Annotated in this window: 12 protein-coding genes; 6 read left to right on the top strand and 6 right to left on the bottom strand. The window is 60.0% G+C overall.

Going from position 1 to position 14,010, the window contains the following annotated elements; translation table 11 throughout:
* Nucleotides 1-36 precede the first annotated feature (36 nt).
* Together H7R73_RS06290 and H7R73_RS06285 are read right to left on the bottom strand one after the other, a co-directional pair.
* Nucleotides 37-1,398 carry a sodium-dependent transporter gene (locus H7R73_RS06290; protein WP_103260617.1) on the bottom strand — a complete coding sequence of 454 codons (1,362 nt, stop codon included), beginning with the start codon at nt 1,396-1,398 and terminating at the stop codon, nt 37-39.
* Nucleotides 1,399-1,593: 195 nt separating this feature from the next.
* Nucleotides 1,594-1,860, bottom strand: a complete 267-nt coding sequence (locus tag H7R73_RS06285; protein ID WP_010673503.1) for a helix-turn-helix domain-containing protein — start codon at nt 1,858-1,860, stop codon at nt 1,594-1,596.
* Nucleotides 1,861-2,118: 258 nt separating this feature from the next.
* Here H7R73_RS06285 and H7R73_RS06280 point away from each other — a divergent pair, with 258 nt between their 5' ends.
* Both H7R73_RS06280 and ompA read left to right on the top strand, forming a co-directional pair.
* Complete coding sequence (locus H7R73_RS06280) at nt 2,119-2,706, top strand: hypothetical protein (RefSeq protein WP_103260618.1); 588 nt, start codon at nt 2,119-2,121, stop codon at nt 2,704-2,706.
* A 305-nt stretch (nt 2,707-3,011) separates the two neighbouring features.
* Nucleotides 3,012-4,031 (top strand): porin OmpA, encoded by a 1,020-nt coding sequence (gene ompA, locus H7R73_RS06275; protein ID WP_010673501.1) that lies wholly within the window; start codon nt 3,012-3,014, stop codon nt 4,029-4,031.
* Between the two features lie 474 nt (nt 4,032-4,505).
* Here ompA and H7R73_RS06270 read toward each other — a convergent pair whose 3' ends face one another.
* Nucleotides 4,506-5,780 carry an IS4-like element ISApu2 family transposase gene (locus H7R73_RS06270; RefSeq protein ID WP_011191341.1) on the bottom strand — a complete coding sequence of 425 codons (1,275 nt, stop codon included), beginning with the start codon at nt 5,778-5,780 and terminating at the stop codon, nt 4,506-4,508.
* A 109-nt stretch (nt 5,781-5,889) separates the two neighbouring features.
* Here H7R73_RS06270 and H7R73_RS06265 point away from each other — a divergent pair, with 109 nt between their 5' ends.
* Both H7R73_RS06265 and H7R73_RS06260 read left to right on the top strand, forming a co-directional pair.
* The gene (locus H7R73_RS06265; protein ID WP_182951563.1) at nt 5,890-6,843 is read left to right on the top strand and encodes an OmpA family protein; all 954 of its coding nucleotides are present in this window, start codon (nt 5,890-5,892) and stop codon (nt 6,841-6,843) included.
* A 220-nt stretch (nt 6,844-7,063) separates the two neighbouring features.
* Nucleotides 7,064-8,122: an OmpA family protein gene (locus tag H7R73_RS06260; RefSeq protein ID WP_103260619.1), complete on the top strand. Its 1,059-nt coding sequence runs from the start codon at nt 7,064-7,066 to the stop codon at nt 8,120-8,122.
* 74 nt (nt 8,123-8,196) lie between these two features.
* Here H7R73_RS06260 and H7R73_RS06255 read toward each other — a convergent pair whose 3' ends face one another.
* Nucleotides 8,197-9,891, bottom strand: coding sequence for an NAD-dependent malic enzyme (locus H7R73_RS06255; protein WP_039039301.1), 1,695 nt, complete (start codon nt 9,889-9,891; stop codon nt 8,197-8,199).
* Nucleotides 9,892-9,946: 55 nt separating this feature from the next.
* Nucleotides 9,947-10,804, bottom strand: a complete 858-nt coding sequence (locus H7R73_RS06250) for a helix-turn-helix transcriptional regulator (protein ID WP_041213342.1) — start codon at nt 10,802-10,804, stop codon at nt 9,947-9,949.
* Between the two features lie 120 nt (nt 10,805-10,924).
* Between H7R73_RS06250 and H7R73_RS06245 the strand changes: the two genes are divergently transcribed.
* The gene (locus H7R73_RS06245) at nt 10,925-12,304 is read left to right on the top strand and encodes an MATE family efflux transporter (protein WP_039039299.1); all 1,380 of its coding nucleotides are present in this window, start codon (nt 10,925-10,927) and stop codon (nt 12,302-12,304) included.
* Between the two features lie 151 nt (nt 12,305-12,455).
* Complete coding sequence (locus H7R73_RS06240) at nt 12,456-12,704, top strand: YciN family protein (protein WP_010673495.1); 249 nt, start codon at nt 12,456-12,458, stop codon at nt 12,702-12,704.
* 30 nt (nt 12,705-12,734) lie between these two features.
* On the opposite strand, the gene H7R73_RS06235 is transcribed toward H7R73_RS06240, so the two are convergent.
* The gene (locus H7R73_RS06235; RefSeq protein ID WP_182951562.1) at nt 12,735-13,874 is read right to left on the bottom strand and encodes a GGDEF domain-containing protein; all 1,140 of its coding nucleotides are present in this window, start codon (nt 13,872-13,874) and stop codon (nt 12,735-12,737) included.
* Nucleotides 13,875-14,010 lie beyond the last annotated feature (136 nt).

The following is a 14,010-nucleotide window of genomic DNA, read 5'->3' as shown; positions in this document are numbered from 1 at the left end:
CGCCAATAGGCGCTTTTTTGTTTCGGGTTACGCGGCTCAGAACAGCCCCAGCCCCTTGAGCATCACCATCAGGATCAGCAGCGGCGACACATAGCGGATGATGAAAAACAGGGGCCTGAGGATGGGCAGCGCCAGCTTGCCTCCATTGGTCAGCGCCGTCGTCATCCGCTCGAAGCCCCAGACCCAGCCCACAAAGAGGCAGAGGAAGATGCCGCCAAGGGGCATCAGCACGTTGGAAGAGACGAAGTCGAACAGATCGAAGATGGTTTTCCCGCCAACCCGCACATCCGCCAGCGTGCTGCTCGAGAGCGCACAGGTCGAGCCGACCGCCCCCAGCACCAGCAGGTTGATCAGGGTCGCCCTTGTGCGGCTCATGTGAAAGTGCTCGGAGAGCACCGAGACTGGCACCTCCAGGATGGAGAGCATGGCCCCGGTGGCTGCGATGGCGGAGAGCACGAAGAAGAGCACCATGAAGAGGTGTCCAAACGGGATGCTGGCAAAGACCGCGGGTATGGTGATGAACAGCAGGGAGGGGCCTGCGCTCGGCTCGAAGCCAAAGGCAAACACCGCCGGGAAGATGGCGATCCCCGCCAGCATGGAGACGAAGAGATCCGCGCACATCACCCGTACCGTGGTGAGAGGGATGTGCTGATCATCGCGAAAATAGCTGCCATAGGTCATCATGCAGCCCATCCCGATGGAGAGCTTGAAGAACGCCAGTCCCATGGCCGTCAGCACGACGCCTGCGGTCACCTTGGAGAAATCCGGCGAGAACAGGAAATGCAGTCCTTCGCTCGCTCCGGGCAGAGTCAGGCTGCGCACGCCTATCACCAGCAGCAGGATGAAGAGCAGTGGCATCAACCGCTTGGTGACCGCTTCGATCCCCCTGGAGACCCCCATCAGCAAGATCCCCCCCATCAGGGCCAGCACCAGCCACTGCCAGAGCAGACTCTGCAAGGGATCCGTGATGAGTGAATTGAAGGCAGCCCCCGTGACGGCGGGATCGGTGGAGAGGATCTCGCCGCTGGCCGCCTTGAAGATGTAGGCAAACACCCAGGCCGCCACCTCGGAGTAGAACGACATGATGAGGAAGGCCGCGCTCACCCCCATGGCGGCGATCAGCCACCAGGGTTGCCCCTTCGGAGCCAGCTTGATGAGCCCGCTGACCGCATCCGTCCTGGCCTCGCGCCCCAGCATGATCTCGGAGATCATCACCGGCAATCCCACCAGCAGGGTGGCGATGACATAGACCAGCAGAAAACCGGCGCCACCATTCTCACCGGTCAGATAGGGAAACTTCCAGATATTGCCGAGCCCGACGGCAGACCCCAGGGTCGCGGCCAGCACGCCAAAGGTGCTGGTAAACCCATCTCTGGCTTTGGTAATGGATTGGCTCATCGTTGTCTCGCTGTGTGGATCACCGCCTGAATTAAAAGGGTCGGAGTGTTCCGTGGATTAATCCAGCCCGACAAGATGATTTAGTGAAAATCGCCGCTGGCCGCACCCAACGCATTATTTAATTAAATAATTTTCCATTTTGACAAATAAAAAATGCCGCCTCGAGGGCGGCATTTTTATCAAGGTTGAACTGAATCAAGCCTTGGCAATATCGTCCGGACCGATCTGGCCGATTTCGGCGACTTTCTTGTCAGCCAGCAGCCAGAGGGTGAACTTGTGCAGATCGGGGTGGTGGGCCAGGGCAACCAGGAAGGCGCCTCCGACTTCACGGTAACCCAGTTCATAGTTCTTCAGGGTGGTTGGGGGGACGCCCAGCAGATCGGCAAACTTGGGACGGCTCAGGCCTACCGCTTCGCGGATCTGACGGATCTTCTTGCCAACAGTTACGATATTTGAATTCATGTGTTCCATACTCCGTTCGGCGGATTGACTCCACCTTTATTTTTCGCGACGACTCGTAGTCAAGTGTATCAGTTTTGAACGGACTCGTTATGGTCGAGCCTCTATCTATAATCAGCGTCTTTCGACGACAACCCTTCACAAACCTCGGGGATGGTAATCGCTGCGTCGCCTCAGGTAAACAGTCTCGAAAAGAAACCTTTCTTGTTGCCCGGCCATCCCTCGTATAATTCGCCGGTTATTTCCAAGAGAGTCATCAACATGACATTTCCCGGCATCATTTCCCGTCTTCATTCCGACCCGGACTCCCTCCCCCGTCAGCTCGCCCAGGGTCTGCAGACCCGGGCCGAAGCGTTCTGGCTGCCCATGGCCATGCAGGGGGACGCCGCCACCGTGCTGGCGGCCCTCCCGGACAGCTGCAGCCTCTATCTTGAAGGCCAGGCGACGCTTCCCCTGCGCAGCCACGACGGCGTCGTGGCAGAAAACGGCACCCTGGCACTGGGTAATGGTCACACGATGACGCTGGCCAGGGAGAAAGGCGATGGCGGCATCGTGCCGGAAGAAAGCCTCGCCGAGATGGCCCAATGGCTGGAAGCGGGTCATCGGCACTTCATCTGCTCCACTGCCGTCCAGCCCGTGGCGCGGGCCATCCTCAACATCTGGCCTCTCGATCCCTACCTCGCCCGTCACTTCTTGCTCAGTTTCACACCCTTGCTGTGCGAAGCAACTGAGGCGGACTATCTTGCTGTCCTCTCGGTCAGGGCGGGTGACGCCACCCCGCGGCACGCTTGGGCTGAGGCTTATATGAAGCTTGAGAAGAAACTGCATCGCGCCTACTTGGATCACTAATAAATCCCAAGAAACAGCCAGTTATCCTTACGACACAATTTGCCCCATCCCTTATCTGTGAGCTTGATCATGTTTTGAAATGGGCATAAAGTGCGCCACGTCATTGGAATGACGTCGGCTGTTCGTGGCGGAGTATGCATTGTCGACAGTGCAACCCGCACACTTGTGCACCCAGATACGTGCCTCCTGGATGGATCTAGGATCCCTGTTCGCACCAACGTCGTTGGTCGACAGAGCCAGCAGCTTACATAAATTACAAAGTGCGAAGCACGTGAACAACGTGCCATCTCAACGAGGATTATTTTATGATGAAAATGGCTCCTTCCCTGATCGCCATCGCTATGGCCACCATGGGTGCAACTGCAGCTCACGCCGCTGACGACATCTACTTCGGCGCCGGTGTTGGTGCAACTCACTTCAACGGTCTGAACAAGATCGAAGGCGTGAACGTTGGCGAAGAAGATGCGGCTGCTGCCAACGCCTTCGTTGGTTACAACTTCAACGAATACTTCGGTTCCGAGCTGGGCTACCAGTACACCGGCCGTGGCAACACCGACGGCAACCGTTACGAGAGCCAGGGTGCCACCCTGTCCGGTATCGCTCGTCTGCCGCTGGGCAACGATTTCTCCCTGTTCGGTGAAGCTGGCGCCTACTGGGGCCACACTGACGGTCTGGGTACCAGCGATACCAAAGTATCCCCGCTGGCCGGTGCCGGTGTGACCTACAAGGTCAACGACGCGCTGGATCTGCAAGCTCGCTACCGCTACATGTGGGACGTGGCTGACCTGCACGCCGACAACGTACGCTACAAGTCCAACCAGAGCGTTGCGACCCTGGAAGCCGTTTACCACCCGTTCCGTACTTCCTACGTAGCGCCTGCTCCGGCCCCGGTTGTTGAAGAAGCACCGGCCCCGGCTCCGCAAATCGTTGAGAAGAACTTCGCCCTGAACTCCGACGTGCTGTTCGCCTTTGGCAAAGACAGCCTGAAGGCCGAAGGTGTGCAAGCCCTGAACGCTCTGTACCAGCAAATCGTTGAGTTCCAGCCGAAAGACGGCAACGCCGTTGTTGTTGGTTACACCGACCGTATCGGTTCCGACGCTTACAACCAGAAGCTGTCTGAAGCGCGTGCCCGCACCGTTGCCAACTTCCTGGTCAGCAAGGGTATGGCTGCCAGCAAGGTTGCCATCGAAGGTCGCGGCGAAGCCAACCCGGTCACCGGCACCAAGTGTGACGGCGTCAAGGCCAAGGCTCAGCTGATCTCCTGCCTGGCTCCGGACCGTCGCGTAGAAGTTCGCGTATCCGGCGTACAAGAAGTTCAAAAGTAATCTGACTTCGCTCAGGTAACGTAAAAAAGGGGATGCCACGGCATCCCCTTTTGCTGTCTCTCTCCTCCCCCCAGCGACACTCTCTGTCTCACCTTTCTCCCCTTTACCCCCGTATTGCGGCCCCGCGACACCGGTGTCGGCGCTGCATATCTGTGCAGAAACTTGATCACGCTGATTCAAAAGAATACAGTAGCAACGCTTGTAAGACATTGGATGAACTATTAAAAGTGCTCAGTGCCCGGTTAGTTGTCCATGGAGAAACAGCTTCATGAGAATCCAGGTTTCCATCCATTTTTTATTCAAGCCGTCCGTGATCCGCTCACGGTGTCGCACATGAAGTGTCATCTGCGACCGGTATAACAAAGAGTGCGCAGTACGCCCATAGCACGGCAACTCAACGAGGATAAAACGATGAAAATGAAAATGGCACCAACCCTGATTGCTCTGGCCATTGCAGCCATCATGTACAGAACCTTAAGCGGCAAGCGAATTAATAATACCGTCTAACGTGTTGTTTTGCTTGGATTTTCTCTGCCTACTCTTTTTGCCGTTTTTGGATAAATACACCATTGCCCACTCCAACTTCTCTGTTATTTCCTGCCACGCACCATGGATGATGCTCGCCAATATCGGCATTAACCAAAGCGCGCTGTTTTTGGCAATCTTCAGCATCGATAACTCCGCGCTGCCAATCAGCGTCAGCGCCAGCCGACGTTTGACCAGCAAGGCCAGCAAACTAGCCCAGATCAAGCCTTCCGCTATCGCTTTTTGTCGTGTCGCGAACGCCTTCAACCGGTTATGTGATTTCAGCTCTTTGAACAACAGTTCGATCTGCCAACGGCAACGATACAATGCCATCACCTTCTCGGCTGGCCATCGCTCACGCGGAAGATTGGTCATCCATATACAGAACCGTTTTTCCTCTGCAAACCAACGTCTTATGAGTCGATATTTATACTTTCCCGAACTCACATCCAGATCCAGAACCTCGGCTCTGCAGCTTCTCCGATCGATATCCTTGAGCTTTTTTCCGAGTAACTTGGGCATTTCCCTGCCGTCCTGTCGGTAAGCTGCCTGTACTTTGGGATTGAGATTTTGACTCCCTCTGACCAGATAGCTTCCTTTGGCTTTGGTCACATCAGCAAAGTACTCGCGGCTGATGTAACCGGCATCCGCCAATAACAGTTTGTTATTTAACGAATTTGCGGCCGGAAGATGCTTGCGCTCCGATTCGGTATCCGCCGTGATACTCATCGATATCGGCGACTGGTCCAGCAAGGACATGGTCATATGACACTCTACCGCAGCGGGGCTGTGCTTATTGAATCGGCCCGGGAAATGTTCTGCCAATTGCGGATGTAACGCGAATGACGACCCGTCCTGCAGCAGTACCTGCTCAAAGCCTGCCAGTCCGTGGGCGTCCGGTAGACACTCCTTGAGGCGTAAGGCGATGGCTCGTTCAACCAGTGCGCGCATGAACAAGGGAAAACCCTGCTTGCGTAACTGGTTGTGAAAGGGTTTATACGCTATTTGGTCAGTATCATGGAGCTGCAACGCATTGAAATGGCGATGCAAACCAGCAATACCATCCACCTTGTCGCAACCAAGCCCTGAGAGCAGAGCCGGGAGTAGTCTCGCAGGCTGGATATCCCGGAGTCGCTGACAAAAACCGGTAAATTTACCGATCCGGTTGAGTTCAGAAGAGCTAAGAAGTTGCTTGAGGTACTGGGTTGCATTGATAATAGTCATGGCTTCGGGCGTGTCGGTTTTTTTTTGCGATTAAATCAGATCACAAACGAAGCCTTTTTTCTATCTATTTCAATTGGTTGTAGCTAAAGATCCTGTACATGTTGCAGCCATGGGAACCACCACCGCTCAGGCGGCCGACGACTGGTACACGGGTATGGGTGCAGGTTGGGCCTATGGCCACGACCTGGATACCTTCGGCCAGGATGCTGACAAGGACGCCACCGCGCTCTCCCTGTTCGGCGGTTACAACTTCACCGAGAACTTTGCCGCCGAGCTCGGCTATCTCTATGCCGGCAAGGCTGGCGTCGATGGCGTCGACTTCAAGACCCAGGGTGCCACCCTGTCCGGTATCGCACGCCTGCCCATGAATGACATCTTCTCCGTCTTCGCCGAAGGGGGTGCCTACTTCAACCACGTCAACGGCAACGGCCAGAGCGACAACGGGACCTCGCCGCTGGCGGGCCTGGGTCTGACTGCCAAGCTCTCCGACCTTATCGACCTGCAGGCCCGCTACCGCTACATGTGGGATCTGGGTGACGATCAGAAAACCTGGAAAACCGACATGAGCGTCGCCACCCTGGAACTGGTGATGCACCCGAACCGCACCACCTATGTGGCACCGGCCCCGGCACCGGCTCCCGAGCCGGTTCCCGAGCCCGTCATGGTCGACAAGAACTTCTCCCTGAGCTCGGACGTGCTGTTTGCCTTCGGCAAATCCACCCTGAAGCCGGAAGGGGCTGCTGCGCTCAACACCCTGTATCAGCAGATCGTCGACGTCCAGCCGAAAGATGGCAGCGCCGTGGTGGTGGGTTACACCGACCGCATCGGCTCCGATGCCTACAACCTGAAGCTGTCTGAAGCCCGTGCCCGCACCGTGGCCGACTTCCTGGTTGGCAAGGGTCTGCCGGCTGGCAAGGTATCCATCGAAGGTCGTGGTGAAGCCAACCCGGTCACCGGCACCCAGTGTGACGGCATCAAGGCCAAGGCTCAGCTGATCGCCTGCCTGGCACCGGATCGCCGCGTCGAAGTGCGCGTCACCGGCGTACAGGAAGTGCAGCAATAAGGGGACAACCACCTGTTGCAAAAAGGGGCCATTCAGGCCCCTTTTTTTAATGCCCGGACGGCACCGCCAGTGCAGGCAGCCCACCAGCCTGTCTCACCGATTTTCCATACAGATGCGTCACTTAAATGGTTAATGCGCTCACATCGCCTATACATAATGTTGGCTATACATAGCAAAGGGCTGGGAGCCCTATAACACCCAACATCGACGAGGATACGCGATGAACATAAGACTGAAACCTGTGTGGATTGCATTGGCATTGGCGACGAGTGCCGCCCAGGCGGCACCTGTTCACGACTGGTATGTGGGGGCTGGGGGTGGCTGGGCCTTTGCCCATGACATCGATGATTTCAGCCAGGGTGTCGGCAAGGACGCGACCGCCATCAACGCCTTTGTCGGCTACAACTACAACGAGAACCTGGGGACCGAACTCGGTTACCTCTCCACCGGTGACAGGGATATCGCCGGCCAGGACTTCAACAGCAAGGGGGCCACCCTGTCGGTCATTGGCCGTTTGCCCTTGGGGGACATCTTCTCTGTCTTTGCCGAAGGGGGCGGTTATCTCTATCACGTCGACTCCGTCAACGGGGGAGATGACAACCTGGCTCCCCTGGCGGGTCTGGGACTGACCGCCAGACTGAGCGACTGGGTAGACATCCAGACCCGCTACCGCTACATGGTGCGAGTCGGGGACGATCCTGACAACGACAAGGTGGGCAGCGGCACCAAACGCTGGGTCAGCGACATCAGTACCGCCACCATCGAGCTGGTGCTTCACCCCAATCGCACCGTCGCCGCAGTGCCGGTGGCCGCGCCTCTGGTCGTGGCACCGCCGCCCCCGGCTCCCGAGCCGGTGGATCAGACCTTCAACCTGAGTTCGGATGTGCTGTTTGCCTTTGGCAAGGCGGAGCTCAAACCGGAGGGGATGCAGGCACTCGACGCCCTCTACCAGCAGATCGTCGACGTCAAACCCAAGGATGGCAGCGCCGTGGTGATGGGCTACACCGACCGCATCGGCTCGGATGCCAACAACCAGGCACTGTCGGAGGCCCGTGCAAGCACGGTCGCCAACTTCCTGATTGGCAAGGGGCTGCCCGCCGACAAGGTGAGCATCCAGGGCAACGGCGAGAGCAACCCGGTCACCGGCACCCAGTGTGATGCCATCAAGGCCAGGGCCGCCCTCATCGACTGCCTGGCCCCGGATCGCCGGGTCGAAATCCGGGTCACCGGCGTCAGCAATCCTGCCGAGCCCGCCCCCGCCGAGCAACCGGCACAATAACCTCCTCTTCCTTCACAGCCGTGCACAAAAAAGGGATGCCGAGGCATCCCTTCTGCATGTCTGTCCCCTTGGGCTCAGAAGGAAGTACGACGATAGCGGCGGTACTCGGGGCGCCAGAAGTTCGCCTCGATGGCCTGATCGATCACATCATCGGGGGTCTGCACCGCCTTGCCCTGCAACATGGCGGTCTTGGCCACCATCTTGGCGATGTAGCGGGAGACCTGATGGATGTCCGCCAGATCCGGCAGCAAGGAGCCCTCTTCCCCCTTCACCAGGGGTGAACAATCCGCCAGGGCACGGCTGGCCGACATCAGCATGGCATCGGTCACCCGGTTGGCACCGGAGGCGATCACCCCAAGGCCGATCCCCGGGAAGATGAAGGAGTTGTTGCACTGGGCGATGACGTAGCGCTTGCCCTTGTACTCCACCGGTGCGAACGGGCTGCCGGTGGCGACCAGCACCTGGCCGTCGGTCCAGCGAATGAGATCCGCCGGGGTGGCTTCCACCCGGGAAGTGGGGTTGGAGAGCGGGAAGATGATCGGACGGGCACAGTGCTTGTGCATGGTCTTGACCACCTCTTCGGTAAACAGACCCGGCTGGCCGGAGACCCCGATCAGGATGTCCGGGCGACCGTGCTCCATCACCTCCAGCAGGGAGATGTTGTCCCCCACCGGCCACTCCTTGATCCGCTCGACCGGCTGGGAGAGCTTGCGCTGGAAGTCGAGCTGGTTGGGGATCTTGTCGGTGATGAGACCGAATCGGTCCACCATGAAGACCCGGCCCCGCGCCTCGGCGTCGGTCAGCCCTTCGGCCTTCATCTGCGCCACGATCTGCTCGGCGATGCCGCACCCGGCACTGCCCGCCCCGAGGAAGGCGACCCGCTTCTCGGAGAGCTTGGCACCGGAGGCCTTGCAGGCGGCGATGAGGCTGCCCAGGGTCACCGCGGCGGTCCCCTGAATGTCATCGTTGAAGCAGCACAGCTCATCCTTGTAGCGGTTGAGCAGTGGGGTGGCATTGCCTTGGGCGAAATCCTCGAACTGCAGCAGGATGTCCGGCCAGCGGCGCTTGACCGCCTGGATGAAGGCATCGACGAACTCGTCGTACTCTTCGCCGGAGATGCGCGGATGGCGCCACCCCATGTAGAAGGGGTCGTTCAGCAACTGCTGGTTGTTGGTGCCCACATCCAGCACCACCGGCAGGCAGTAGGCCGGGGAGATGCCGCCACAGGCGGTGTAGAGGGAGAGCTTGCCGATGGGAATGCCCATGCCGCCGATGCCCTGATCCCCGAGACCCAGGATGCGTTCGCCATCGGTGACCACGATCACCTTGACGTTCTGCTTGGTGGCGTTTTGCAGCATGTCATCGATCCTGTCCTTGTCCGGATAGGAGATGAAGAGGCCACGGGCACGACGATAGATGTTGGAGAACTCCTCGCACGCCTTGCCGACCGTCGGGGTGTAGATGACCGGCAGCATTTCGGTGAGGTGGTTGTTCAGCAGGCGGTAGAACAACGTTTCGTTGGTATCCTGGATGTTGCGCAAATAGATGTGCTTGTCCATGTCGTTGCCAAACGCCATGAACTGGCGATAGGCACGCTCTGCCTGCTCTTCGATGGTTTCGATGTTCTGGGGCAGCAGACCCTCCAGATTGAAGCTGCTGCGTTCTTCGCTGGTGAAGGCGCTGCCCTTGTTGAGCAACGGCGTCTCCAGCAGGGCTGGACCTGCGTAGGGAATGTAGAGGGGACGTTTCTGATTATTATCTTCAAACATGGATCTGTACCTTGACTGTGTGGCCCGTCGATCCTATGGGCTTGAGCCAACAATTTCAAAGGGTTTGCACCTCCCTTGCGAAAGGTTTGCGACCCAGTCGACGAAAGGCCCCCGGAGTCTGACCCGTCAGGCGGCGAAAACGGTTGGCAAAGTTGGCGCCGTCGCTGTATCCGACCCGGGCCGCCAGCTCGGCCAGCGGCCAGTTGGTGTAGAGCAGCAACTGGCGCGCCTTGTTCATGCGAAGCCCGGTGAGCCAGGCCATGGGGCCCATGCCGAACACCTGCTGGCAGAGCCGGTGCAGATGGGGCACCGAGCAGGCCATCTGGTCGGCCAGCAGGGCCACGCTCCAGGGCTCGTCCAGACGCGCCTCCACCCGCCGAAACAGCGCCTGAAGCCGCAGCTCCGGCGTGCCGCGCACCTCCCCCTGCAGGGTCCGCTCCAAGAGCGCCAGCAGCAGGCTCAGCAGCTGGGGCTGGAGTGGCGAACGTATTCCCTCCCCCTGCATCAGGCTGAGCAGATGGTAGAGCTGCTCCCCCTCCTCCCCCTGCCAGATGCGATGGCCAAGCCGGTGCAGATGCTGCCAGCGAGGCACGTCGTCCAGCAGGATCCAACTGGTATGCCAGGCTTCCCCCACCAGCCTGAGGCCCCCCGGCACGGCGGCCGGGAGAAAGACCAGGGCTCCCGCCGGGATGGGCTGCTCCCCGCCATCGGTGAGCAGGGCGCCCCCCTCGTCATGGCTCACCATCAGGATGTGAAACTCCGGTCGGTTGCGGCGGATAAGGTAGTGCTCCCGTATCGTCGAGAGGCCGGTTAGGAAGACGCCCGCCTCCCCAAGCAGGGGCAGCCCTTCGCGTCCCAGCATCCGCTCTTCGCAGGCCGGGGCGATTTCCAGACACTCGCTGATAAATGGCATAGCACCTCAACAGGATAGTTTTGCACAAGAAAGCCGAGAGAGGCTCACAGTGAAGCCTCCCGATATCACCCCTATCATACCCACGACAAACCCTGATTTTTACCAACCCGGTTAACATAAATGAATTATTGGCAAGCGATTTTAAAACAAACCACCGATCGCGAGTTCATGACGCGACTGTGGCGACTGGCCCTGCCGGTTTCGCTGCAATCCATGATGTTCTCCCTGCTCGGCCTCATCGACATCATGATGGTGAGCCAGCTCGGCACCACGGCAGTGGCGGCGGTCGGCTTGGGCAACCGGGTCTTCTTCTTCAATCTGCTGGTGATAGCGGGGCTCTCGGGCGGGGTCTCGGTGTTGGCGGCACAATATTTCGGCCGTGGCGAGATGGCCGGGGTGCGCCGCTCCCTGGCCCTGGCCCTGGTGGGCGCCCTGGCGGTGAGCCTGCCCTTTGCCCTCGTCTATGTGCTCTCACCGGGCAGCGTGCTCGGGTTTGCCAGCCAGGAGCCCGCGCTGCGCGCGCTGGCCGACGAGTTCCTGATGATCACCGGCGCCACCATCCTCTGCACCGCCGTGGTGGTGCCCCTGGAGTCGGCCCTGCGCTCGGTGGGCAATGCCGCGGCGCCGACCCGTATCGGCATCATCGCCATCATCGCCAACGTCATCCTCAACTATGCCCTCATCTTCGGCCATTTCGGCGCCGAGGCCATGGGAGTAGCCGGTTCCGCCTGGGGTACCACCCTTTCGCGCCTGCTCCAGACCGCGCTGCTGCTTGCCTATGTGTGGCGTGCCGAGCCCCGTCTCATCCCGCGCAAGCAAGACTGGCTCGCCGCCTTCAGGCGCAAGGAGGTGGTGCGCTTCACCCTGATCGCCCTGCCGCTGTTGCTGCACGACGGGCTCTGGGCCTTCGGCATGCTGCTCTACGGCTTCCTCTACGCGCACCTCGGCACCGACGCCCTGGCCATCATGACCACCCTCGGCACGCTGGAGAGCATCCTCATCTCCCTCTTCTTCGGGCTGGCGGTGGCCTGCTCCACCCTGCTCGGTCACCGGCTCGGGGCAGAGGAGTATGACGAGGCCTGGCAACACTCCCAGCTCTTCCTGCTGCTGGCCCCCGTCGGCGCCCTGCTGGTGGGGACCGCCGTCTGGCTGATGCAGGGCAGCCTGCTGCAATGGGTCGGCAACCTGCCGGGCGAGCTGATGACTGAGGCCGGCCAGGTGCTCGCCATCATGTGTCTGGGCATGCTGCTCAAGGTGTTCAACATGGTGGGGATCGTCGGGGTGCTGCGCTCGGGGGGGGACGTCAACTACAGCATCTTCATCGACATCGTCGGCATGTGGTGCATCGGCCTGCCGCTGGCCTGGGTGGCGGTCAGCCTGCTGGGCTGGCCCCTCTCCTGGGTGGTGGCCGTGGTCCTGCTGGAGGAGCTCTCCAAGGTGCTGCTGGTGCAGCGCCGCATTCGCCAGCGCCGCTGGCTGCGCAATCTGGTGCTGGGATAAGGGAAGAGCGCAAAGCGGGAAAATGCGGGGTCATATCAATGACAGAAAATCCCGCTTTGCAGTATGCTGGCCCCCTCTTCAATCAGAGGCGGGGTGCGCCGGCCATGCCGACCCTTGTGCCCCTGCCCAGTAGTCGTTTAAGGAGACGAGCATGCAACCACAAAAAGAGCGGATCACCGAGACTGCCCTGCTGGAGATGGCCAACAAGATCATTCGTGAACACGAGGACTTCATCCACGGCATGCGCGCCGACTCGGTGGAGCAGAAGGGGGACATTCTGGTGTTCAAGGGGGAGTTCTTCCTGGCAGAGGACGGCACCCCGACCGGCAAGACCATGGCGGTGTTCAACATGTTCAAGCTGCTGGCCCAGCAGCTCTCCGGCAAATACACCCTGGCCTGACGCCAGCCCCGTCATCACCGGATGCCGCCCTCAGGCGGCATTCGTTTTTGTGCGCCCTGCATCGCCTGCGGGTTTGTCGGCCTCGGCCACCACGCAGTTGCGACCCGCCATCTTGGCCATGTAGAGGCACTCGTCAGCCCGGTTGAGCAGATCCTCCACCCCCTCGCCACGCTGGGCCAGGGTCAGACCGATGCTCACCGTCACCTCCAGCAGTTCGTCGGAGGTGGGGCTTTTCACCAACCTCGCTTCCACCGCGACCCGTAGCCGCTCCGCCACCCGCTTGGCCTGTGCCAGATCCGTGCAACCGGGCAACAGGATGGCAAACTCCTCCCCGCCGTAACGCCCGAGCACCATGCCGGGCTCCAGCTGCTCCGACAGGGTGGCCGCCACCTCCTTGAGCACCGCATCCCCCGCCAGATGGCCGAAGGTGTCGTTGATGCGCTTGAAGCGGTCCAGATCCAGCAGCAGCACCGCGAAGGGAGCCTGTTTGCGGATCATGGCGGCCCTCGCCTTCTCGAGCTGCTTCATCAGCAGGCGGCGGTTCATCATGCCGGTCAACTCGTCCGTGGTGGACTCCCGATAGAGTTGCAGCAGCATGTTGAGCTGGCCGCACTGCACCCAGGCGCTGGCGATGGCAAAGAGCCCCAGCAGCCAGACCTGGTTGAGGGTCTGCACGCTCCAGAGGGGCTGGCCCACCAGCAGCCAGTTGCCCGCCAGCATGGTGGCCAGAATGCCCCCCGCCAGTTGCAGGCTGAGGGAGAGGGGAATGGGGAAGATGGCGAACAGACTGATGAGCAGATAGGGGAAGGCCATGTAGCCCGCCTGCATCTCCTGATCCGCGCCGAAGCTGTGCAGGCAGATGAGGGAGAAGAGCATCATCACCGCCATCAGGTAGCCCAGCGCCAGCTTCATGCGCTCGCGCTTGAAGTGGATGAGATAGGAGAGGGGGATGAGGGGCGAGAGGGCCAGCAGGCAGAAGATCCTGACCTGGAACAGCGCCTCGAACTGGATGGCTGGCAGGGTCAGCCAGTCCACCAGAGCCCAGCTCGGGAGCCCCGCCATCAGCAGACAGGTGAGCAGCCGCAGCCGCACCGTCATGAAGCCCATCCGGGTCAGGGTAAAATCTTCGGAGTGGGCGCGGGCACTCCAGAACTCCGACAGCTTCAGCATCCAGAGTCTCCATCTTCGAACCGAGGGCTCATTCTACACCGTCCCCATCCTGATGCATTAGCCTCCCTCCCCTTTGTGAGGGATCGGTCTCACACAAACCGGCGGATCTTAATCGCCACAGGAAAACGTTTCAACC

The organism is Aeromonas sp. WP2-W18-CRE-05, from assembly GCF_014168615.1.
In the GTDB taxonomy this organism is placed as follows: Bacteria; Pseudomonadota; Gammaproteobacteria; order Enterobacterales; family Aeromonadaceae; genus Aeromonas; species Aeromonas caviae.
Note: the sequence above shows the minus strand (reverse complement) of the source record. Positions and strands in the feature narration are given on the sequence as shown.